The sequence below is a fragment of the Nocardia cerradoensis NBRC 101014 genome (assembly GCF_000308535.1).
GTDB classification, from domain to species: Bacteria; Actinomycetota; Actinomycetes; order Mycobacteriales; family Mycobacteriaceae; genus Nocardia; species Nocardia cerradoensis.
On the sequence record NZ_BAFW01000240.1, the window covers coordinates 1 to 20,980 of the forward strand.

24 protein-coding genes are annotated in these 20,980 nt (G+C 69.0%); 14 read left to right on the forward strand and 10 right to left on the reverse strand.

Features of this window, described 5'->3' with window-relative positions; genetic code table 11:
• Positions 1-202: 202 nt before the first annotated feature.
• Complete coding sequence (locus ON23_RS24840) at positions 203-406, forward strand: Rv3202a family protein (protein ID WP_039781142.1); 204 nt, start codon at positions 203-205, stop codon at positions 404-406.
• Positions 407-453: 47 nt separating this feature from the next.
• On the opposite strand, the gene menD is transcribed toward ON23_RS24840, so the two are convergent.
• Positions 454-2,076 (reverse strand): 2-succinyl-5-enolpyruvyl-6-hydroxy-3-cyclohexene-1-carboxylic-acid synthase, encoded by a 1,623-nt coding sequence (gene menD / locus ON23_RS24845; protein ID WP_039781143.1) that lies wholly within the window; start codon positions 2,074-2,076, stop codon positions 454-456.
• Positions 2,077-2,187: 111 nt separating this feature from the next.
• On the opposite strand from menD, the gene ON23_RS24850 reads away from it, so the two are divergent.
• Positions 2,188-2,421 carry a siderophore-interacting protein gene (locus ON23_RS24850; RefSeq protein ID WP_039781144.1) on the forward strand — a complete coding sequence of 78 codons (234 nt, stop codon included), beginning with the start codon at positions 2,188-2,190 and terminating at the stop codon, positions 2,419-2,421.
• Positions 2,422-2,556: 135 nt separating this feature from the next.
• On the opposite strand, the gene ON23_RS24855 is transcribed toward ON23_RS24850, so the two are convergent.
• Positions 2,557-3,003 (reverse strand): DUF6918 family protein, encoded by a 447-nt coding sequence (locus ON23_RS24855; protein ID WP_030516248.1) that lies wholly within the window; start codon positions 3,001-3,003, stop codon positions 2,557-2,559.
• A gap of 87 nt (positions 3,004-3,090) precedes the next feature.
• Positions 3,091-3,747 (reverse strand): PaaI family thioesterase, encoded by a 657-nt coding sequence (locus ON23_RS24860; RefSeq protein WP_039781145.1) that lies wholly within the window; start codon positions 3,745-3,747, stop codon positions 3,091-3,093.
• A 142-nt stretch (positions 3,748-3,889) separates the two neighbouring features.
• On the opposite strand from ON23_RS24860, the gene ON23_RS24865 reads away from it, so the two are divergent.
• From ON23_RS24865 to ON23_RS24900, 8 genes are all read left to right on the forward strand, one after another.
• Positions 3,890-4,792 carry a 1,4-dihydroxy-2-naphthoyl-CoA synthase gene (locus ON23_RS24865; RefSeq protein ID WP_039781242.1) on the forward strand — a complete coding sequence of 301 codons (903 nt, stop codon included), beginning with the start codon at positions 3,890-3,892 and terminating at the stop codon, positions 4,790-4,792.
• Between the two features lie 67 nt (positions 4,793-4,859).
• Complete coding sequence (locus tag ON23_RS24870; protein WP_039781146.1) at positions 4,860-5,255, forward strand: VOC family protein; 396 nt, start codon at positions 4,860-4,862, stop codon at positions 5,253-5,255.
• An 81-nt stretch (positions 5,256-5,336) separates the two neighbouring features.
• Entirely contained in the window at positions 5,337-6,665 is a 1,329-nt protein-coding gene (locus ON23_RS24875) for an inorganic phosphate transporter (RefSeq protein ID WP_039781148.1), read from the forward strand.
• Positions 6,665-6,943: a hypothetical protein gene (locus tag ON23_RS24880; protein ID WP_039781149.1), complete on the forward strand. Its 279-nt coding sequence runs from the start codon at positions 6,665-6,667 to the stop codon at positions 6,941-6,943. Before ON23_RS24875 ends, ON23_RS24880 begins: the two co-directional genes overlap by 1 nt.
• 40 nt (positions 6,944-6,983) lie before the next feature.
• A complete protein-coding gene (locus ON23_RS24885) occupies positions 6,984-7,334 on the forward strand; it encodes a DUF3349 domain-containing protein (protein ID WP_083904218.1) in 351 nt (116 codons plus the stop codon).
• Between the two features lie 75 nt (positions 7,335-7,409).
• Positions 7,410-8,567 carry an o-succinylbenzoate--CoA ligase gene (gene menE, locus ON23_RS24890; RefSeq protein WP_039781150.1) on the forward strand — a complete coding sequence of 386 codons (1,158 nt, stop codon included), beginning with the start codon at positions 7,410-7,412 and terminating at the stop codon, positions 8,565-8,567.
• A 173-nt stretch (positions 8,568-8,740) separates the two neighbouring features.
• Positions 8,741-9,757, forward strand: coding sequence for a daunorubicin resistance protein DrrA family ABC transporter ATP-binding protein (locus ON23_RS24895; protein ID WP_039781151.1), 1,017 nt, complete (start codon positions 8,741-8,743; stop codon positions 9,755-9,757).
• A 43-nt stretch (positions 9,758-9,800) separates the two neighbouring features.
• Positions 9,801-10,640, forward strand: coding sequence for an ABC transporter permease (locus tag ON23_RS24900; RefSeq protein ID WP_039781152.1), 840 nt, complete (start codon positions 9,801-9,803; stop codon positions 10,638-10,640).
• Between the two features lie 110 nt (positions 10,641-10,750).
• Here ON23_RS24900 and ON23_RS24905 read toward each other — a convergent pair whose 3' ends face one another.
• Positions 10,751-14,113 carry an AfsR/SARP family transcriptional regulator gene (locus tag ON23_RS24905; RefSeq protein WP_245556101.1) on the reverse strand — a complete coding sequence of 1,121 codons (3,363 nt, stop codon included), beginning with the start codon at positions 14,111-14,113 and terminating at the stop codon, positions 10,751-10,753.
• A gap of 302 nt (positions 14,114-14,415) precedes the next feature.
• Between ON23_RS24905 and ON23_RS24910 the strand changes: the two genes are divergently transcribed.
• Positions 14,416-15,285, forward strand: a complete 870-nt coding sequence (locus ON23_RS24910) for a 1,4-dihydroxy-2-naphthoate polyprenyltransferase (RefSeq protein ID WP_039781153.1) — start codon at positions 14,416-14,418, stop codon at positions 15,283-15,285.
• A 21-nt stretch (positions 15,286-15,306) separates the two neighbouring features.
• Here ON23_RS24910 and ON23_RS24915 read toward each other — a convergent pair whose 3' ends face one another.
• From ON23_RS24915 to ON23_RS24935, 5 genes are all read right to left on the reverse strand, one after another.
• Entirely contained in the window at positions 15,307-15,696 is a 390-nt protein-coding gene (locus tag ON23_RS24915; RefSeq protein ID WP_039781154.1) for a phage holin family protein, read from the reverse strand.
• Positions 15,697-15,765: 69 nt separating this feature from the next.
• Positions 15,766-16,356 carry a Clp protease N-terminal domain-containing protein gene (locus tag ON23_RS24920; protein ID WP_039781155.1) on the reverse strand — a complete coding sequence of 197 codons (591 nt, stop codon included), beginning with the start codon at positions 16,354-16,356 and terminating at the stop codon, positions 15,766-15,768.
• The gene (locus ON23_RS24925; protein ID WP_036505955.1) at positions 16,356-16,577 is read right to left on the reverse strand and encodes a helix-turn-helix domain-containing protein; all 222 of its coding nucleotides are present in this window, start codon (positions 16,575-16,577) and stop codon (positions 16,356-16,358) included. The genes ON23_RS24920 and ON23_RS24925 overlap by 1 nt, the downstream gene beginning before the upstream one ends.
• A 95-nt stretch (positions 16,578-16,672) precedes the next feature.
• Positions 16,673-17,758: an L-cysteine desulfhydrase Cds1 gene (gene cds1, locus ON23_RS24930; RefSeq protein WP_039781156.1), complete on the reverse strand. Its 1,086-nt coding sequence runs from the start codon at positions 17,756-17,758 to the stop codon at positions 16,673-16,675.
• Between the two features lie 244 nt (positions 17,759-18,002).
• Positions 18,003-18,341 carry a DUF4229 domain-containing protein gene (locus ON23_RS24935; protein ID WP_039781158.1) on the reverse strand — a complete coding sequence of 113 codons (339 nt, stop codon included), beginning with the start codon at positions 18,339-18,341 and terminating at the stop codon, positions 18,003-18,005.
• 222 nt (positions 18,342-18,563) lie between these two features.
• Between ON23_RS24935 and ON23_RS24940 the strand changes: the two genes are divergently transcribed.
• Both ON23_RS24940 and ON23_RS24945 read left to right on the forward strand, forming a co-directional pair.
• Positions 18,564-18,797 carry a BldC family transcriptional regulator gene (locus ON23_RS24940; protein ID WP_051025198.1) on the forward strand — a complete coding sequence of 78 codons (234 nt, stop codon included), beginning with the start codon at positions 18,564-18,566 and terminating at the stop codon, positions 18,795-18,797.
• Positions 18,798-18,875: 78 nt separating this feature from the next.
• Positions 18,876-19,079: a hypothetical protein gene (locus ON23_RS24945; protein WP_036506051.1), complete on the forward strand. Its 204-nt coding sequence runs from the start codon at positions 18,876-18,878 to the stop codon at positions 19,077-19,079.
• Between the two features lie 40 nt (positions 19,080-19,119).
• Here the strand turns inward: ON23_RS24945 and dapA are convergent, their stop codons facing one another.
• Positions 19,120-19,998 carry a 4-hydroxy-tetrahydrodipicolinate synthase gene (gene dapA, locus ON23_RS24950; protein WP_039781159.1) on the reverse strand — a complete coding sequence of 293 codons (879 nt, stop codon included), beginning with the start codon at positions 19,996-19,998 and terminating at the stop codon, positions 19,120-19,122.
• A gap of 71 nt (positions 19,999-20,069) precedes the next feature.
• Here dapA and ON23_RS24955 point away from each other — a divergent pair, with 71 nt between their 5' ends.
• Complete coding sequence (locus ON23_RS24955) at positions 20,070-20,966, forward strand: LysR family transcriptional regulator (protein ID WP_039781160.1); 897 nt, start codon at positions 20,070-20,072, stop codon at positions 20,964-20,966.
• Positions 20,967-20,980 lie beyond the last annotated feature (14 nt).

Sequence of the window (20,980 nt, forward strand, 5' to 3'; positions counted from 1 at the left end):
CGAAGTGGGGTGTCGCCATGTGGTCCTCCTCCGAATACGGCCTGTACCGGCACAGGCACTCATAGAGGGGACGAGTCGGGCCACCCGAATTCATCGGCGACCGCGAACGAACGGTTGCCAGCAGCACGCGGTGAGGGCATCCTCGACAGTGCCGGATCGCGGTATCCGGCGAGTCGGACCCCCGAGCGGAAGGGAGCAACCGATGACCGATCCCACCATCGACACCACCTCCGTCGACATGGTTCCGGAGGCCGACCAGCTGGACCAGAATCTCGAGGTGGCGCCGGACGAGCCCGAATTCGACGCACCGGCCGTCGACCGCGAAGCCGCCGAGGCCGACCTCATCGAGCAATCGATCCCCGTGCCGCTCGACGACGAATACGACGAGCCCGAGGCCGGTTACTGAACCGCCGGTCAGGGATCTACCGGTTACCGAGCTGTGCGGTTCACGCTCTATTCGATGCCGGCGCGCACCGCGGCATGCAACTCGCGCAGGCTGGATCGCTCGGTCGCGACCTCCAGCACGCGAATGCCGTGGGCGTGCCCGGTCAATTCCACCGCCAGCTCGGCCGGGTCGACCTGCCGATGCGGAATCCGGTAGGCCGCGCACAGCGCGGCCAGATCCATCCCGTGCGGGGTACCGAAGATGCGCTCGAAGACGCCGGCGTACTGCGGATCGCCCTGTTCGAGCAGTTCGAAGATGCCGCCGCCGTCGTCGTTGGCGACCACGATGGTCAGATCCGCCGGGCGCGGCTCCCCCGGGCCGATCAGCAGGCCGGAGGCGTCGTGCAGGAAGGTCAGGTCGCCGATCAGCGCGAAGGTCCGGCCGGGATGACTCAGGGCCGCGCCGACCGCGGTGGACACCGTGCCGTCGATACCGGCCACGCCGCGGTTGGACAGCACCTTCACGCCGGGACGCGGATGCGACACCAGCGCCGCGTCGCGCACCGGATTCGAGGCGCCGAGCAGGAGCTGGTCGCCCTCACGCAGGGCGTCCATCACCACCGAGGCCACATGCAGGCCGGTCGGCTTGGGATGACGGGCGAGTTCGGTGCGGATCGCGCGGCAGGCCATCGCGTCGAGTTCGCGGCACTGCTCGAGCCATTCCGGGCGTGGGGCGCCCGAGGTGACCGCACGGGTGCCGGTGCCGACGACATTGCCGGACACATCGGGCCAGCGCGGCCCGGTGGTCAGCGCGAAGACGGTGACATCCGGATCGGCCAGCACCTTCGACACCTGCCGATGCAGGGTCGGCCGGCCGGTGATGATGGCCTGGCGCGGCCGCAACAGGGGCAGCGCCAGCGGATGCAGGGCGGGGCCGGGCATCGCGGCGGTGGGTTCGGCGACCGTGGGCAGCTGCGCCAGCTCGGCGCGATAGCCCGCGCCGTGACCGGAGATGACGACGGTGTCGAGCGTCAGATCGATCTCGAGCGGTACGTCCAGGGTCGCGTACTGGGTTTCGGTCCACGGCGCGTCACCGGCGCGTCCGGCCGGAATCGGCTCGCCGGCAACGGCATCGGGGACCAGCGGCTCGCGCAGCGGAATGTCGAAGTGCACGGGCCCGGCGTTGCCGGACCGGGTGCCGCGCGCGGCGGCCAGGACGCGGCAGACCGCGGCTCGCCACACACTGTTCTGGCTGCGGTAATCCGGTTCCGCTTCGGCCAGGCCCAGGCTGATCGCGGCCCGGACCTGACTGCCGAACAGGCCGAACTGCTCGACGGTCTGGTTGGCGCCGCTGCCCAGCATCTCGTAGGGCCGATTGGCGCTGAGCACGATCAGCGGCTGCCGGGCGTAGTTGGCCTCCAGCACGGCGGGCCCGAGGTTGGCGACCGCGGTTCCCGAGGTCATCACCACCGGCACCGGCGCCCCGGTGGACACCGCCATGCCGACCGCGAGGAATCCGGCGGTCCGCTCGTCGATGCGCATATGCAGTCGCAGCCGCCCCGCCGCATCGGCCGCCTGCAGCGCGAAGGCCAGCGGCGCGTTGCGCGAGCCCGGGCACAGCACGACATCGCGCACACCCCCGCGCACCAGCTCGTCCACCACGACCTGGGCCTGTGCTGTCGATGGATTCACCTCCCCAGACTGTCAGACCTTCCGGCCGCAGGGGACGTCGACCCGCTCACACCCTGTTCATCGAGTTAGGTTCTGCTAACCTAATATCCATGCCCAAGCGCATCAAATGCCGTGCGCGAGTTCCGGCCGGCCGGGCAGGGAGAATTCGGCGAAACCGCCGAGCTGGACATCGATTTCGCCATGCACGGCGGGCACACTCCCGCCTGCGGGTGGGCGGCGAACACCACCCCGGGCACCGCGGTGGCCTCCGGCCTGCGGCGACATCTCGCGAACGAGCGCGGAATCGCCAAGGCGGACATCACTTTCACGGGCTACTGGCGGTTCGGGAAGTCGGCGCCGGGCTGATCGCCACCGCGCGACTCGGGTGGATTCCGACGGGACCCGCGGCGCTCACCTCGTGCCGCCGCGGCCCCCCGCCGTTCGGCATCCGGGGATCACACTCCATCCGGATGCCGAACGACGAGGTCGCAGAATCGCAACTCAGCCGGCGTGCCGCTGGACCAGGTCGCCGACGCGCGGAAGCGCCTCGACCACATGCTTTTTCGCCGACGAACGCAGCGACGAGTACGCCTTCTTCAGCGCCGGCCGCGACGAGGCCTCGGCACGCGCGTCGGTCACCGCGAGCAGCGACTCGGCAACCTCGTCGGAGTTGGCGACCAGCAGATCGGCAAACGAGCCGCTACCCGCCGCCTGGTACTGGGCCCAGTACGGTTCCAGCCGCTCGACGAACTTGGGTGCGAACGACTCCAGCGCGTCCGAGACGATGGTCGGGCTGACCTTCTTCACCGCGGCGTAGCCGCCCTTCACGGCCAGGCCCGATGCACCCCCCTTATCGGACACCTCCGCATCCAGAACCTCCTGGGCGTCGGCCAGGAAGGCCGGGCGTTTGGCGTCATCGAGCAGGGATTCAGACAGTGCTGCAACCACTTTCAGGTTCCTCCGGATAGTTTTTCGATGAGCGAGCGCGGGTAACTATACGCATCGGACGCACCGGACACACCGTCCTCTCGCCGACTACGGCTGCCAGGGCAGCAACTGCACCATGAGCCCTTCACAATCGGCGAGCAACGTTTCGGATTCGTCGCGCAGTCGCGCGGAGACGAAAGTCTTGCGCCCGTCCACCCGATCGACGGTTCCCTCGACCGTCAGCGGCGTCTCCAGCGGTGTCACCTTGCGGTAGTTGACGTGCAGAAACGCGGTGCGACTGATCGGCCGTCCGGCGTAGTGCACCAGCGAGCCGAACAGATCGTCGAACAGCAGCGGCAGCACGCCGCCGTGCACGGCGTTGTTGCCGCCGAGGTGATACCGGCGGAATTCGCCGCGCATCCGGACTCCCGTGGGACCGGCCTCGGTCATCACCCACGGCGGCAGCAGCAGACTGCCACGCCCCGGCAGCGACGGCACTCGTCCCGACGGACCCTGCAGTTCCGGTGCGCGATAGGGCTCGAGCAGTTCGGCCAATGCGTTCGCCTGGGCGAGGGCCTGCCCGAACACCTCGTCGGGGCAGTCGACGGAGACGGTGAGGTCCTGGAGCGTGCGCATCGCCTCCAGGAACGGCGCGTAGTTCGCGCCGAGTTCGGCCTCCTCCACCTTGGGAAATCCGCCGTGCTTCTCGTACCGATCGGCATCGACCGCACTGGTGTCGATGGCCGGTTCCGCGCGCTCACTCATACCTGCACGGTAACGCCAGTTCTTACACCGTCCAACCCAACCCGTCGGTAGCTCGCCGGTTCCGCGACGTTCCGGACGAACATCACATTTGCGGCAGCCTGTCCGGGCGCGGGCGAAACGATGGTGACGGGTGGGGTGCATGATGGCTCGGGTGACGTTCAATCCGAAACTCTGGGAGCCCGTCGCGGGTTTCGAGGACCTGACCGACATCACCTATCACCGGCACATCGAGCAGGGCACCGTCCGCGTGGCCTTCGATCGTCCGGAGGTGCGCAACGCCTTCCGGCCGCACACCGTCGACGAGCTGTACCGCGCGCTCGACCACGCGCGGATGACGCCGGATGTGGGTGCGGTCCTGCTCACCGGGAACGGCCCCAGTCCCAAGGACGGCGGATGGGCGTTCTGCTCCGGCGGCGATCAGCGCATCCGCGGGCGCAGCGGATATCAGTACGCCGACGGGGAGACCGCCGACACCGTCGACAAGGCCCGCGCCGGACGCCTGCACATTCTGGAGGTGCAGCGGCTGATCCGGTTCATGCCGAAGGTGGTCATCGCGCTGGTCAACGGCTGGGCGGCCGGTGGCGGGCACAGCCTGCACGTGGTCTGCGACCTCACCCTGGCCAGCCGTGAGCACGCCCGGTTCAAGCAGACCGACGCCGACGTGGGCAGCTTCGACGGCGGCTACGGCAGCGCCTACCTGGCGAAGATGGTCGGCCAGAAATTCGCCCGGGAGATCTTCTTCCTCGGCCGCCCCTACACCGCCGAGCAGATGCACCACATGGGTGCGGTGAACGCGGTCGTCGACCACGACCGGCTCGAGGACGAGGCGCTGGAGTGGACCGCCGAGATCCTCGCGAAATCGCCGCAGGCCCAGCGCATGCTCAAATACGCGTTCAACCTGACCGACGACGGCCTGGTGGGCCAGCAGCTGTTCGCCGGGGAGGCGACCCGCCTCGCCTACATGACCGACGAGGCGGTCGAGGGCCGCGACGCGTTCCTGGAGAAGCGCAAGCCGGACTGGAGTCCCTACCCGTACTACTTCTGAGCAGGACTTCCCGCCGGACCTCGCGAAGCGGCCACTGGGCCCGAGGTCGTCCCTCTAGGCTCGATTCGTGGACATCCTCAGCAGTCGAATCATCCTGCGGCCGAGCGATTACGAACGCACGCTGGCGTTCTACCGGGACGGGCTCGAGCTGGCGATCGCGCGGGAGTATCCGGGCGGCACGGTGTTCTTCGCCGGGCAATCGCTGCTCGAGGTGGCCGCGCACGGGCGCGACGAGGCGGCTCCGGCCGGTTTCGCAGGCGCTGTGTGGTTGCAGGTGCGCGACGCGAACATCGCGGCCACGGAATTGGCGATCCGGGGCATCCCGATCGATCGCGCGCCCGTGCGGGAACCCTGGGGTCTGATCGAGATGTGGCTGCGCGATCCGGACGGCGTTCCGATCGTGCTGGTGCAGGTGCCCGCCGACCATCCGATCCGGCGCGACAGCCGCAAGCCCCCGGAATGACCCCGCCTTACCATCCCGGTTCGTCCGACATGTCGGGAACCTGGCCAACGCGTTAACGGATCGATAACGCACACTGGAGGCGTGACCGCCGAACTGTTCGTTCTGCTCATCGTCGTCGTCACGGCTCTCGTTTTCGACTTCACCAACGGCTTCCACGACACCGCCAACGCCATGGCGACCTCGATCGCCACCGGCGCCCTGCGCCCGCGCGCCGCGGTGCTGCTGTCGGGCGGGCTGAATCTGATCGGCGCCTTCCTCAGTGTCGAGGTGGCCGCCACCGTCGCCGAAGGCATCGTGCGCCTGGACGAGGTGGGCGGCGCCGATCTGCTCGCCATCGTCTTCGCGGGCCTGGTCGGCGGCATTCTGTGGAATCTGCTCACCTGGCTGTTCGGGTTGCCGTCGAGTTCCTCCCACGCCCTGTTCGGCGGGCTCATCGGCGCCACCATCGCCGCGCTCGGCTGGAGCGGGGTGATCTGGTCGGCCGGGCAGAAGGGCGTGCTCACCAAGATCATCGTGCCCGCGGTGCTGGCGCCCGTGGTCGCGGCGCTGGTCGCCTCGGTGGGCACCTGGCTGGTGTATCGGATCACCCGCAGCAGCGATCAGCGGGTGGTGAACCGGAGTTTCCGATGGGGCCAGATCGGTTCGGCCTCGCTGGTGTCGCTGGCCCACGGCACCAACGACGCGCAGAAGACCATGGGCATCATCTTCCTGGCCCTCATCGCCTACGGATCGAAACAACCCAGCGACCCGTTGCCGCTGTGGGTGATCGTGGCCTGTGCGGTGGCCATCGCCGCGGGCACCTCGCTGGGCGGCTGGCGCATCATCCGGACCCTCGGCAAGGGTCTGGTCGACATCACTCCACCGCAGGGGCTGGCGGCCGAATCCACCAGCGCCGCGATCATTCTCACCTCGGCGCATTTCGGCTTGCCGCTGTCGACCACGCAGACGGTGACGGGCGCCATCCTGGGTACGGGCATGGGCCGCCCGGGCGCCGAGGTGCGCTGGCCGGTGCTCGGGCGCATGGTGGTGGCCTGGGTCTTCACCCTCCCGCTGGCCGGACTGGCGGGCGCGATCTGCTGGGCGCTGGCGCATCTGATCGGGGGACTGCCCGGCGTGCTGGTGGTCTTCGCCATCCTCGTCGCGATGGCCGGCCTGATCTATCTGCGCTCACGCCGGACTCCGGTGCACGCCGCGAACGTCAACGAGCAGTGGACGAGCCTGCCGGGGGCCGACGGCACCGGACCGGCCGCCGAAACCCGGCCCGGCAACCTGGAGTCCGGCCCGGCCGCCGAATCCGGGCCCGCCGGTTCGGCACCCGCCGACGCCGCGGCCTCCGCACCGCCCGAGCCCGGGAAGCCCGCACGGACCGACGATTCACGCGCCTCCCATCGCGCGGCAAGGAATTTCTGATGCAGACCCTGATCGACGATCTGACCGAACTGTGGCGAGTCACCGCCGCCGCCTTGATCTTCGGGGCGGGACTGCCGGCGATCTTCGCGCTCGGCGTGCGGCTGCATTCGATCGCGGGGGCTGCGCCACAACCGGATTCCACCCGCCGGCGTGCGGCTGCGGCCTGCGCGGGGTTGTGTTATTCGGTGGTAACGCTGACCGTCATCGCCGGAGTGCTGTTCGTTGCCAGAGGTTTTCTGGCCGCGCGGCTCGGCATCCATCTGTTCGGTCAAGGCTGAGCGGCCGCACGGCGCCACCCTGATCGTCGAAAGGACATTCGTGACCACCGAACCCGCATCGCCCCAGCAACCCGAACCGAACGAGACCACGCCGTCGGTCCTGCAGAAGGTGCTGGGCTGGCTGCGCGCCGGATATCCGCAGGGTGTGCCGCAATCCGACTATGTCGCGCTGCTGGCCGTCCTGCATCGCCGGCTCACCGACTACGAGGTGCATCTGGTGGTCGAGGAGCTGGTGCGCGAACGCGCCGGCGACGACGAGATCGCCCAGCACGAGATCGAGGCAGCGATCGCCCGAGTTGCCAAGGAGCTGCCGGGCGAGGACGATATCGCTCGAGTGGCATCGCATCTGGCAGCGGGTGGTTGGCCGCTGGCGACACCGACGTCGGACTGACCTTCTCCCCGATTCAGCGAAGGAAGTGCGGACCCGTTCACGGGTCATCGACCTCGACATGACACGATCGCGAACGTGAGCACCCTGCGGACCCTCCCCATGCCCACCGGAGCCGCGGTGGGTGACGTCTTGCCGCATCTGCGGGAAGCCTTGGAGGGCAACGGTCCGGCGTGGCTGCCGATCCCCACCGGCGATCGCCGGGAATCCCATCGACTCTCCAGCGCACTGCGCCCGGGCGAGGAGATCGAGGACGACGTGGCCCTGGTGGTCACCACCTCCGGCACCACCGGCGTACCCAAGGGCGCGATGCTCACCTCGGCCGCTCTGCGCGCCAGCGGCGATGCCACCCACGAGCGGCTCGGCGGTCCGGGCCAGTGGCTGCTGGCGCTGCCGACTCATCACATCGCCGGGGTGCAGGTGCTGTTGCGCAGTATTCAGGCGGGCACCGAACCGGTGGTGCTGGACGTCTCGGGTGGCTTCCTGCCCGGCGGGCTGGCGACGGCGGTATCCGCGATGACCGGACCTCGGCGCTACACCTCGCTGGTGCCCACACAGCTCATCAAGGCGCTCGACGATCCGGTCGGCGCGCAGGCGCTCGCGGCGCTGGACGCGGTCCTGGTCGGCGGCGCGGCGACACCGAAGCCGGTACTCGACCGAGCCCGCGCGGCCGGGATCAACGTGGTCCGCACCTACGGCATGAGCGAGACGTGCGGCGGCTGCGTCTACGAGGGCGTGCCGCTGGCGGGTGCGAAGGTGCGCATCGAGGACGGGCGCGTGCTGCTGGGCGGGGCCATGCTGGCCAAGGGCTATCGCGGCATCCCCGATCATCCGGCGTTCGCCGAGCCCGGCTGGTTCCGCACCGAGGACGCCGGCACCTTCGACGACGGCGTCCTGACCATCACCGGGCGCCTGGACGAGGCGATCATGACCGGCGGCCTGCTGGTGATCCCGCAGGTCGTCGAGGCCGTGCTGGCCACCCACCCGGCGATCAACGAGGCCGTGGTGCTGGGCCTGCCCGATCCGCGGCTGGGCCAGCGGGTGGCGGTGGCGGTGGTCCCCAATCCGGGCGCGACCCTCACTCTCGACGAATTGCGCGCGCACGTGGTGGCCGAGCTGGATCCGATCGCGGCCCCGCGGGAACTGGCGATCCTCGACGAGATCCCGATGCGCGGTCCCGGCAAGCCGAATCGCGTGAAGCTGCGTGAGCACCTGCTGGAGCAGGCGACGCGCTGACCGCACGACAGTGACACCGCCCACACCGTCACTGTCCTGATCGACGCTCCCACCTGCGACGATGCCGCCGCTTGCGTGGGCGGCCCGATATGCGAGCGACCCTCGATCACCCTTGCACGACCGTGCAACAGCGGTGCAAGAAGGGTGCAAGCCGGCCCCCGCACAGTAGTGGCATGACTTCTAACGCACCTGCTGATGCACTCGCCATCGAGGCGGACGGGCTGGTCAAGGTCTTCGGGGAGCAGCGGGCCGTCGACGGCGTGAGCCTGGCGGTGCCGCAGGGCGCCGTCTACGGCGTGCTCGGCCCGAACGGGGCCGGCAAGACCACCACCATCCGCATGCTCGCCACCCTGCTGCGCCCCGACGGCGGCCGGGCCCGGATCTTCGGTCACGACGTCGTGGCCGAACCCACCGCGGTCCGCTCGCTGATCGGCGTCACCGGCCAGTACGCCTCGGTCGACGAAAAGCTCAGCGCCACCGAGAATCTGATCATCTTCTCCCGTCTGCTCGGGCTGAGCCGGTCGCAGGCCAAGCGCCGCGCGGCCGAACTGCTCGAGGAATTCGGGCTGACCGAGGCGGCGACCAAGGCCCTGGAGAACTTCTCCGGCGGTATGCGCCGGCGCCTGGATCTGGCGGCCAGCCTGATCGCGACGCCGCCGCTGCTGTTCCTCGACGAGCCGACCACCGGCCTGGATCCGCGCACTCGCGCGCAGATGTGGGAGACCATCCGCCGGCTCGTGCGCGAGGGCGCCACGGTGCTGCTCACCACGCAGTACCTGGACGAGGCCGATCAGCTCGCCGACCGCATCGCGGTGATCGACCACGGCAGGGTGATCGCCGACGGCACCTCCGACGAGCTCAAGGGTTCGGTCGGGCAGTCGGCGCTGCAGATCACCGTCGCCGACCGCGCCACCATCGAACGGGCCCGCACCCTGATCGGGGAATTCCTCTCCCGCGCCGACGGCAAACTGGTCGAGGCGAGCATCTCCCCCGAGGCCGGCCGCGTCACCGCCCCGCTCAGCGATCCGAGCGTGACGGCGGATCTGCTGATCCGGCTGCGCGACAACGATATCCGCGTCGACGAGATCACCGTCAGCAAGCCGAGCCTGGACGAGGTGTTCTTCGCCCTCACCGGCCACGCCGCCGAATCCGAGGACGCCGGCACCGATTCCGAGGGCACCGCGGCATGAGGCCCGCCCCCGCTACCTTCCCCACTCCCCCGAAGGACAAATCGTGACCACCACTCTTCCCGCTCCCGCAACCGGCCGGCACGCCGCGCGCGCCGCGATTCCCGTTGCCAGCAACCGCATTTCACTGCGCCAGACCGTCGCGAATTCGCTCACCATGGCGTATCGCGGCATCCTCAAGATCAAGCACAATCCGGAACAGCTGTTCGACGTCACCGTGCAGCCGATCCTGTTCACCGCCCTGTTCGCCTATATCTTCGGCGGCGCCATCGGCGGCAGCGTGCAGGCCTATCTACCGGTGCTGATTCCGGGCATCCTGGTCCAGACGGTCGTACTCACCTCGGTCGTCACCGGCACCCAGTTGCGCGAGGATATGGACAAGGGCGTCTTCGACCGCTTCAAATCCCTTCCCATCGCCCGGGTTTCGGCCCTGGCCGGCGCACTGATCGCCGATATGGTGCGCTACGGCATCGCGACCGTGCTCACCATCGTGGTCGGCCTGATCCTGGGCTACCGGCCCGAGGGCGGCGTGGTCGGCGTGGTCGTCGCCGGTCTGGTCGTGGTGTTCTGCTCGTTCGCCGTCAGCTGGATCTGGGCGCTGGTCGGTGTCACCGGTAAAAGCGCCGCCTCGGTGCAGGGCATCTCCATGATGATCATGTTCCCGCTGACCTTCATGTCCGGCGCGTTCGCTCTCGTCAGCACCATGCCCGGCTGGATGCAGGGCATCAACAAGGCCAATCCCGTGTACTACATGGTGAATTCGTGCCGCGAGCTGATGAACGGCAACATCTACAGCAGCAACCTGGCGTGGTGCCTGATCGGCTCGGCGGTCGTCATCGCGATCTTCGCCCCGCTGGCCATCCGGGCCTACATGCGCCGGGCGTGACGTCTCCCTCCACCCTGTCCGCCGGTCGCGAAAGCGACCGGCGGACAACGCTTTTCACGGATGTGGCCGCAGCACCCGGCACGCAGCCCGGCGACCGCTCGACTGCCGCCTCAGGCGCCGAGCAGGATCTCGAGTTCCGGCAGCATCGCGAGGACGCGCTGCGCGGCCGAACGCCGGTTGACACTCGAGACCGCCTCCTGCCCGGCGGCGATCAGTTCCGCGCCGACGGTGGCCCGAGCCAGCGCCAGGTGACGATTCCAACGCATCGAGGAATAGTCCTGGCGGCCCACCACTTTCATCGCCAGCGCCAGCAGCGTCGCGCCGGTTTCCGGATCGACTCCGGATCGCACGAGATGGGAGCCCAGCGCGCAGGCGGCACCACCGATCTGCGGGAGATCGACGAACTGGGTGAGCCGTTCCCGCGCGACCCGGGCCACCTGACCGGGCAACTCCGGCACCTCGTGCACGGCGTCATGGAGAACATGGGCGTCGAGCACGGCGGCGGCGACGATGACATCACCCGGTCCGGGCCCGGGACCGCCATTCGGCCAATCGAACAGCTGCAGACTGCGCCGGAACGTGCGTAGACCACGCTCGATATCGCCCTCCGCCAGTTCGAGTTCCGCCATTCCGGCGACGACCGCGCCCTTGCGATGGTTCGGCTGTGTCACCGGTTCGTCCAGTCCGACGCCGTCGTCGATGACCCCCAGCGCGTACTCGAGTTCCCGCCGCGCATCGACCAACTGTCCGGCGCCGACCATGGAGACGGCGAGGAAGCTACGCACTTCCACACTTTCCTCGAAGCAGCGCAACTCCTGCATCAGCTCGGCCGCGCGCCGGTAGTAGCCGACCGCCTCCTCGTAGCGCGCCGCCTGCGAGGCCATCTGCCCGAGATGCTGGGAGCACATCGCGGTGGCCCAGACATCGCGGCCCTCGACCAATGCGAGAGCGGCCCGCGCATCGCGGATCGACCCGGCGGTATAGCTCGCGTTCTCGCGCATATTGGCGCGCAGCAGCAGGGCGAGCGACCGGACGAGCTCGTCGTCGGAACGGGTACCCGCCGCCATCAAACGCACGCCGTGGGCGACATTTATGCGCGTGCAGAGCATTTCACCGAGATACCGGATCCCGGGCGTGAGCTCGGCCGTGGCGAGCACGCGGCGGGCGCGGGCCCGGATCACCGCGAGGGGCCGCAGTCCGGGCTCGCCGAAGGCCAGATGCATGGCCAGGAAGACATAGCTCTGCAGTTCCAGATCCGACTCGATCCGGGTGCGCGGGCCCTCGGGCGGTGGCACCGGCACGACCCGGGGCGCCCAGCTCATCAACTCCATATGCGCGCCCCGCATGACCCACAGCATGGCGACGGGCGCGAAGACCGAGAACACGGTTCGGGAATCGGCGGTCTCGACGGCATGGCGCAGCACCGCCAGCAGGTTGTCGAGTTCGGCAGCGAGCGACAACACCGTGCGGACCTGATCCGGTCCGGCATAGTGCTCTGCGGCTTCGCGCGCGAAGTCCCTTGCCCAGCCGCACATCCGATCCATCACCAGATCGGCTTCACCGGCCGCGATCAGCTGTTCCTCACCGAATTCGCGCACCGTCTCGAGCATGCGGTAGCGGGTGGCGACCATCTCGTCGTCGGCCAGCACCGTCAGCAGCGACTGGCTCACCAATCCGTCCACCGCGCTCACCGCGTCGATCGAATCCGGTCCGGCCACCACGGATTCCGCTGCGTTCAAGGAGAATCCGGCGGGGAACCGGCACAGCCGCCGCAGGGCCACCCGCTGTTCGGGCTCGAGCAGATTCCAGCTCCACTCGATCACCGCGTGCAGGGTGCGGTGGCGTTCGGGTGAGCTGCGGTCGCCCGAACGCAACAGCGCGAAGCGGTGTCCGAGCCGGCTTTCGATCTCCTCGACGCTCATGGTCCGCACGCGGGCCGCGGCGAGTTCGATGGCCAGCGGCAGCCCGTCGAGGGTGCGGCACAGCCGGGCCACGACCGCCGGATCCAGCCGGGCCGAGGGCCGCACCGCCCGCGCCCGGCTGACGAACAACTCCGTGGCGGGTGAGCCCTGCGCGTCGATCGCCAAGGGCGGCAACGGATATACCGTCTCCGCCGTGATGGCCAGCGGCGCCCGGCTGGTGGTCACCACCGTGAGATGTTCACAACTGCCGACCAGGTCGGCAACCACCTCGGCCGCCGCGTCGATGAGATGTTCGCAGTTGTCGAGGATCAGCAGGACGGGACGCAACGACAGCGCCTCACGCAACCGGCGCCGGCCGTCGATGGTCTGGTTGCGGCGCAACACATTCGCTTCGCGGGAGTATTCGTTGACGCCGAGCACCGCCCCGATGGCCGCCTCGATCTCCGCGCACGTCGCGGCGTGGCGCTCACCGGCGTCGCCGTCGGAAGCGGCTCGCAGCGAGGCCAATTCGACCAGCGCCACCGCTTGCCTGCCCGCGATCCGCGCGCCCAGCTCATTGGCGACGCGGGTCTTGCCGGTACCGCCCGGACCCAGCACGGTCGTCACCCGGAATTCCTGGACGAGTTTCTCCAGCGCCACCAGATCGCCGTCGCGGCCGAGCAGCGGATTGGGCGCCGCGCGCAGGCCCAGGGCCGTATTGGGCGGCGCGGCAGCGGTTTCCGGGTGGCCGTACGGCGGTTCCGAGGTGAGCGCGTGCTGGGCGGTGGACACCCGCTGGGTCGCGGAGGTGACCGGCACGGAGTGCGACTGCACCGGGCCCACCGCCGGATGGTCGCCACGCAGAATCGCGGTGTTCAACGCGACCAGCGCCGGGCCGGGGTCCGCGCCCAATTCCTCACCCAGCCGCGTCCGCAGTCCGGCGAAGACCTCCAGGGCCTCGTTCGCCCGCCCGTCGCCGGCGAGCAGGCGCATCAGGGTGGCGTGCGCGGGCTCGTCGAGCGGCTCGGCCGCGGCCGCTCGCCGCGCCACCCGCAACGCCCCGCCGAGATCCCCCGTGGCCTCCCGTGCCGCCAGTTCCAGGGTGTCCAGGGCCGACCAGCGCGCGGCCGCGAATTCGTGCAGTTCGTCGGCGACGGGGCCGGCCGGCAGATCCGCACCGGGTTCGCCCCGCCACAGCGCACGCGCCCGCTGCACGAGGCCGAGGCATCCAGCGGTGTCGCCGCGCTCGAACCGCAGCTGCGCCTCCCGTTCCAGGCCGCGGGCCAGGCTCAGGTCGACCTGTTCCTCGGTCAGCAGCAGCCGGTACCCCGCCGGGCCGATTTCCAGCGCACCCTCCGGCAAGGCCGACCGCAACCTCGAGACCTGCGTATGCAGGGCGTTCATCGGCGCGCGCGGCGGTTGCTCGCCCCAGATGTCGTCGATCAGCGCCTGGGCACTGCGGCTGCGCCCGGGATGAACGGCGAGCGCCGCGACCAGCAACCGCGCCCGGGCACCGGGCACCGCGACGAGATCCGCGTCGCGGCGCAGCGCGACCTCCCCCAGAAGCGCCACGCGAACATCCATCTCGGGCAGCCTTTCGTCCCGGCCGCTGCTGTCCGGCCGGGTATGCGTCATCCCGGCATTCGCACGGGCGGCGCGCGATGCCGGCCCGGAGCCGCTGTGATCAGGAAACATGCCGTCGCAATCGTATGTGACCGGTCGAATGAATATCGGGCGCTGCGCCGGGGCCGACCGCTCCCCGGGCCACGCATCTCGTCGAGTTTACTCCGATATATCGTAATAATGTTGTCGACTGCAGTCGCGTGGTGACACTGCGCTGCCGCCTCCGGCCCACCACCATTAGGCTGCCGGATATGGCTAGTGCAGCACAATGGCTCGAAGGCGCCCGCCCGCGGACGCTGCCCAATGCGATCGCCCCGGTCCTCGTCGGCACCGGCGCGGCCGCGTCGCTGGATGCCGCGGCGTGGTGGAAGGCCCTGCTGAGCCTGCTGGTTTCGCTGGCTCTCATCATCGGCGTCAACTACGCCAACGACTACTCCGACGGCATTCGCGGCACCGACGACGAGCGGGTCGGCCCGCTGCGACTGGTCGGTTCGGGTCTGGCGAGTCCGGCCGCGGTACGCGGCGCGGCCATCGCCTGCCTGAGCGTGGGCGCGGTCTTCGGATTGATCCTGGTGATCACCACCGCGTGGTGGCTGCTGCTGATCGGCGCGGCCTGCCTGGCCGGCGCCTGGTTCTACACCGGCGGCAGCAAACCTTACGGCTACAGCGGTTTCGGTGAGATCGCCGTCTTCGTCTTCTTCGGCCTGGTCGCGGTGCTGGGCACCGAATTCGTGCAGGCCGAACGACTCGACTGGGCCGGACTGGTCGGCGCGATCGCGGTGGGCGCGTTCTCCAGCGCCGTGCTGGTCACCAACAATCTGCGCGACATCCCCACCGATTCGGTGACCGGAAAGACCACTCTCGCCGTCAAACTGGGCGACACCCGCACCCGCACACTGCATCTGGTGCTGATGGTGGTGCCGTTCGCGGCCTCGCTGCTGCTGGTGATGCGCACACCGTGGGCCCTGGTGGGTTTGCTGGCGATCCCGCTCGCCGTGCGATCCAACGCCCCCGTGCGCGGTGGGCAGCAGGGACCGGGATTGATTCCCTCGCTGCGCGATACCGGTCTGGCGATGCTGGGCTGGTCCCTGCTCACCGCGCTGGCGCTCGGCCTCGGCTGACGAACGGGCGACGCGACAGCGTCAGTCCCGCCCGCCCTCCGGGACCAGGACGCCGAGCACCCAGTTGACGAGGGTCACGATGACGGCACCGAAGATCGCCGCCCAGAACCCGTCGACCCGCAGGCCGTAATCGGTGGTCTCGGTGATCTTCGCCGTCAGCCACAGCATGAGGGCATTGATCACCAGCAGGAACAGCCCCAGCGTGACGATGACCAACGGGAGCGACAGCAATTTCACGATCGGCTTGATCAGCGCGTTGACCAGTCCGAAGACGATCGCGACGCAGACCACGACGAGTATCTTGCCGCCGGTGCCCGCATCGGGCGGATCCTTCAATTCGATACCGCCGACCCAGGCCGCCGCGAGCCAGATCGCGAGGGCGTTGATCGCCAAACGGAGCAGAAGTGCCATGCGGCAATGCTAACGGCGGCCGGGACGAGTTACCGGTCACGCGCTGCGCCCCTTCCCCGCCCCGTGGCGTCAAGCCGCGCGGTCGAGCATCTCCTGAACCGCGCCGCGCACTCGTTCCATCCCTTCGCTCCCGCCCAGCAGTTCTCGTGTGGTGGGGTTGGGGGCGCGCAGGATGCCGAGCAGCACGTGCCCCGCCTCGATGCGGTCGTCGCCGCGGGAGATCGCTTCACGCAGGGACAGTTCCAGCGTTTTCTTGGCCTCGCGGGTGAAGGGGATGTGACCGAAGGTCATTCCGCCGCCGAACCGGAACCGCCCGCGGCCCTTGTCCGGAACCGGCACCGCCTCGTCGAAGGCCCCCTCGCCGAAGCTGGCCTGCACACTGTCTCGCACCGCGTCCAGATCGATACCGATCGATTTCAGCGCGGCCGCGTCCTCCTCGCCCAGCGGTTCTTCCGCCTGCGGCCGGCCCGGTAGCGAACTCCGGATCGCTTCGGCGGTGATGCCGTTGTCCTCCAGCACTTTTCGCAGCTGTACGTCGGCGCAGGTGGCGAGGCCCAGCAGCAGATGCTCGACATCGATACTGGGCGCACGCAATTCACGCGCTTCCTCCTGCGCGTCCACGACGGCGGAGCGCGCCGCCTTGGCAAATCTCTCGAACATCAGTGGATTCCGCCTTTCCGGTTGTACTTCTGATGGACCGCCTGCCGACTGACCTCGAGCGCCTCGGCGATGGCTTGCCAGGACCAGCCCTGCTTACGGGCATTGGCCACCTGGATCGCCTCGAGCCGCTCGAGCAATCGCCGCAGCGCGAGCACCGCCCGCAGCCCGACCTGGGGGTCGGGACTGCCGGCGGCGGCCGCCAGCGTTGTCGCTTCACTCATGTACGTCAATTTACGTTGACATCGCGGGCGCGTCAATCAAAATTGACACCAAGGGTGTTCACCTGCGGCGAACGGTGATGCGGAGATCCCGCGACTCAGGCGGTCCAGATACCCGTGGCGGTGAATTCGTCGAGAATCGCGTGCGAGCCGGCCAGGTCCAGCCCCTGCCCCGCGACCCACTCGTCGTTGAAATACGTTCCGGCATAACGGTCCCCGCCGTCGCACAGCAGCGTCACCACACTGCCCTCGCGGCCCGCGGCGATCATCTCGGCGATCAGGGCGAACGCGCCCCACAGATTGGTTCCGGTGGATCCGCCCACCCGCCGGCCGAGCACCGCACTGGCATGGCGGCACGCGGCGATGGAGGCGGCATCGGGCACCTCGATCATCCGGTCGACCACATCGCCGATGAACGACGGCTCCACCCGCGGCCGGCCGATGCCCTCGATCCGCGACGGCATACCGGTCTGATATCCCGGGTCCCCGACCTCGTACCCGCCGTAGAACGCCGAATTCTCCGGATCGACCACGGCCAGCCGGGTGACGTGGCGGCGATAGCGGATGTACCGGCCGATGGTGGCGCTCGTTCCGCCGGTGCCGGCGCCGACGACCACCCAGTCCGGAACCGGATGGGTCTCCAAAACCATTTGCTGATAGATGGATTCGGCGATGTTGTTGTTACCGCGCCAGTCGGTGGCCCGCTCGGCGTAGGTGAACTGGTCCATGTAGTGGCCGTCGCATTCGGCGGCCAGCCGCACGGCCTCGGTGTAGATATCGGGCGCACGGTCGACGAAGTGGCATCGGCCGCCCTGCGCCTCGATCAGCGCGATCTTCTCGGGCGAGGTCTTCGCCGGCACCACCGAGACGAAGTCCAGGCCGAGCAGTTTCGCGAAATAGGCCTCGCTGATCGCGGTCGACCCCGAGGACGCCTCGACAATGGTCGTCCCCTCACACACCCAGCCGTTGCAGATCGCGTAGAGGAACAGCGAACGCGCCAGCCGATGTTTCAAGCTGCCGGTCGGATGCGTGGACTCGTCCTTGAGATACAGCCGCACACCCCATTCGCGCGGCAGCGGATACCGCAGCAGGTGGGTATCGGCGCTGCGCTGCGCATCGGCCTCGATCAGTCGCACCGCATTGTCGACCCACTCGCGCGAAGCACTGCGATCGCAGTACTTCACCGCAGCCGCCCGCTCACCGCGCGGTTGTCGCTCACTGCGCCTCCTGCGCCATGCGGGACACCCGCACCCGGTCGGCGCAGCGAGCCGCTGCGCGATTGTCGCTCACTGCGCCTCCTGCGCCATGCGGGACACCCGCACCCGGTCGGCGCAGCGAGCCGCTGCGCGATTGTCGCTCACTGCGCCTCCTGCGCCATGCGGGACACCCGCACCCGGTCGGCGCAGCGAGCCGCTGCGCGATTGTCGCTCACTGCGCCTCTTCGCCGCGCAGGCGAGCTCGCAGGTTCGCTTTGTCGTTGCGGCGCTTCTCGTCGACCGCCGCGATGTCCTCGTTCACGCGCGCCCGCAGCCGCTTGAACAGGACCAGCGACAGCGGCATCGCCACGATCAGCGCGAACAGCAGCGCGACGATCAGCGGGATGTCGACGTTCACCACGTGCGCCACCACCAGGATGATCGCGGCGATCACGGCGACCAGAGCCAGCCGGGCCAGGGTGTACAGCGCCAGATTGCGCGCGAGCCGCCGACCCGCCGAGGCCGGGGCCCGATCGCTCGCGGCGTCGTCGGATCGGGATGCTTCACTCACACGACCAGGGTAGGCGACGCCACCGCACCCGTTCCGACCTGCCCGGGTCCCGCCGAATTCGATCGCCGGATGTTCGCCGGCGCGACGTACGCAGCCGTACGTATATCCGTTTTGTCTATTACTTCCCCTTTACCAACGTTAGATCGTTCGAACACCTGGGGGTCCGGGTGCAACGATGTCGCTATCTGATGAGGGATCTGTCGATTACGGAAAGGTTTGCGAATGACTGCGATCACCGCGGCGAGCCGCACGTTGGGTTCCGTCAACGGCCAGGAGGCCCTCCTGACCCCGGGCCAGGTGGCGGCGCTGTTCCACGTCGATCCGAAAACGGTCACTCGGTGGGCACATGCCGGGCGGCTGGGCTCGCTGCGCACTCCGGGCGGACATCGCCGGTTCCGTGAGTCGGAGGTAATGCAGCTGCTGAAGTCGCTGACCACCGAGGCGACTCGCCCCTGAGTTCGAGGGCTCATTCTCGCGGTCACAGTGCGACAGGTACGTACACGGGATTACCCTCGATGACAGGAGGTGAGCGACGTGGCGTACCTGTTGGCACTCATCGCGGTCGTGGCTGTCGCGGTGTTGTGCTGGAAAGCGTTCGGACCGGAGCATGCGCCCCGGATCGGCATCGGACGGGGGCCCGAGAAGCGACGCCGAGTCGTGGGTCCCGATGACGACCCCGAATTCCTGTGGCGGATCTCCCGCCAACATCGCGACGGCGATCCGGGCACGGATCACTGACGCGCATATCCTCACCTCGGGTGATGGCCCGACCGCGGGCTCAGCCGATAGGGCCTGCTGCTGCCAATGCCGCGGACACCGATTCGGCGCACGCGGGCAGGAGCGGCAGGCGTACGTGGGCGCTCGGTATCCGTCCCTGCGCGGCGAGCACTCCTTTCACCACGGTCGGGTTGGCCTCGGCGAACAGTGCCCGGGCCAGCTCGACCAACCGGTTGCCGATCTTCCGTGCCGCCTCGACGCGTCCGTCCCGCCAGGCCGCGATCAACTCCGCATAGGCCGCGGGCGCCACATTCGAGCAGGTCAGAATGGCTCCCTGCGCGCCCATCGCCAGCAGTGGCGTCGCGTACAGGTCGTCGCCGCACAGCACCGTCGTCCGGTCGCCGACCGCCGCCAGCCACGCGACCGTGGTCTCGTCCACGACGCCCACGGCATGTTTGAATCCCGCGACATTCGGCAGTTCGGCCAGCTCGGTCAACGTTTCCGAATCGAGCGGCCGGCCCGTGCGATGCGGAACGTTGTAGATCAGCAGCGGCACCGGGCTCCGCTGCGCGAGCCGCCGGAAATGTTCCACCACGCCGCGCTGCGAGGGTTTCGTGTAGTACGGGACCACCGTGAGCGCCGCCGCCACTCGCTCGTCCAGCGCGGCCAGCGCGTGCTCGGAGTCGGCCGTCGAGTTGGAGCCGGTGCCCACGATCAGCGGCGCGTCACGCTCGGCGCACACCTGGGCGCAGATGTCGACGACCCGGCGCTTCTCCTCCGGCGTCAGGGTGGCCGGCTCGCCGGTGGTGCCCAGGGCGACGATGCCGGAGGCACCCGCGTCGAGGACGTCGTGCGCGAGCCGGCCCAGAGCGTCGCAGGCCAGCTCGCCGTCCGCCGTGAACGGCGTGACGAGTGGAACGAAGAGACCGCTGAACGTCATGCCACCTACCCTCGTCTAGACGTTGATTCAGGTCCAGTTCACAAATCTTCCGTCGAGATTAAGCTGAACTTATGCTCGATGTACGCCGCCTACGGCTGTTGCGGGAATTGGCCCATCGCCGAACGATTGCTGCGGTCGCCGAGGCCGTGTCCTACACCCCGTCGGCGGTATCCCAGCAGCTCACCGCGCTGGAACGCGAGGCAGGGGTCACGCTACTGGAACGCAGCGGACGCCGCGTCACCCTCACCGCGGCGGCGCGCCGCCTGGTGGAGCACACGGAAGCGGTCCTCGCGATCCTGGAGCAGGCGGAGGCCGAACTGGCCACCGCCGAACTCACCGGCGCCCTGCACATCGGCGCCTTCCCCACCGCCGTGCAGCGGATACTGCCGCATGCGCTGGTCTCGCTCAGCCGTGCTCATCCGCGCTTGGAACTGCATGTGACGGAACTGGATCCGGCGGCCGTGCCCGCGGCACTGCGCGCCGGCACGCTGGATATCGCACTCATCCAGGAGTACGACTACGTGCCCGCCGAACCGGAGGCCGGCCTGGAAACCGAACCGTTCCTGGAGGAACCGGTGTACCTGGCCGCCCGCACCACCCAGCCGCTGGCCGCCTACCGCGAGGCGGCCTGGATCTCCGGAACACCCGGCACCCTCTGCCACACCATGACCGTAAGGGCCTGCGAGGCAGTGGGTTTCGTTCCTCGCATCCGCCACCGCTCCGACGATTTCGGCACCGTGCTCGCCCTGGTCGCCGCCGGACAGGGCGTCGCGTTCATTCCGCAGCTCGCGATTCCCCTCCACCCCGAAACCGACACCACCCCGGTCGAATTGACCCCGCTCCCCATCCGCCGCCGCACCCGCATCGCCTACCGGGCCGGCACCCGCACCCACCCGACGATCTCCGCCGCCCGCACCGCCCTGCACGCCACCACCGGAACCATCCCCCCGGTGGACGAACTCGAGTGAACTGCCGCGCCATA

Coding starts and splice junctions, on each gene's coding strand:
- ON23_RS24840 (WP_039781142.1), top strand. CDS start 203: ATGACCGATCCCACCATCGACACCACCTCCGTCGACATGGTTCCGGAG.
- ON23_RS24860 (WP_039781145.1), bottom strand. CDS start 3,747: ATGAGTGAGCGCGCGGAACCGGCCATCGACACCAGTGCGGTCGATGCC.
- ON23_RS24865 (WP_039781242.1), top strand. CDS start 3,890: ATGGCTCGGGTGACGTTCAATCCGAAACTCTGGGAGCCCGTCGCGGGT.
- ON23_RS24880 (WP_039781149.1), top strand. CDS start 6,665: ATGCAGACCCTGATCGACGATCTGACCGAACTGTGGCGAGTCACCGCC.
- ON23_RS24895 (WP_039781151.1), top strand. CDS start 8,741: ATGACTTCTAACGCACCTGCTGATGCACTCGCCATCGAGGCGGACGGG.
- ON23_RS24910 (WP_039781153.1), top strand. CDS start 14,416: ATGGCTAGTGCAGCACAATGGCTCGAAGGCGCCCGCCCGCGGACGCTG.
- ON23_RS24915 (WP_039781154.1), bottom strand. CDS start 15,696: ATGGCACTTCTGCTCCGTTTGGCGATCAACGCCCTCGCGATCTGGCTC.
- ON23_RS24920 (WP_039781155.1), bottom strand. CDS start 16,356: ATGTTCGAGAGATTTGCCAAGGCGGCGCGCTCCGCCGTCGTGGACGCG.
- ON23_RS24925 (WP_036505955.1), bottom strand. CDS start 16,577: ATGAGTGAAGCGACAACGCTGGCGGCCGCCGCCGGCAGTCCCGACCCC.
- ON23_RS24940 (WP_051025198.1), top strand. CDS start 18,564: ATGACTGCGATCACCGCGGCGAGCCGCACGTTGGGTTCCGTCAACGGC.
- dapA (WP_039781159.1), bottom strand. CDS start 19,998: ATGACGTTCAGCGGTCTCTTCGTTCCACTCGTCACGCCGTTCACGGCG.
- ON23_RS24955 (WP_039781160.1), top strand. CDS start 20,070: ATGCTCGATGTACGCCGCCTACGGCTGTTGCGGGAATTGGCCCATCGC.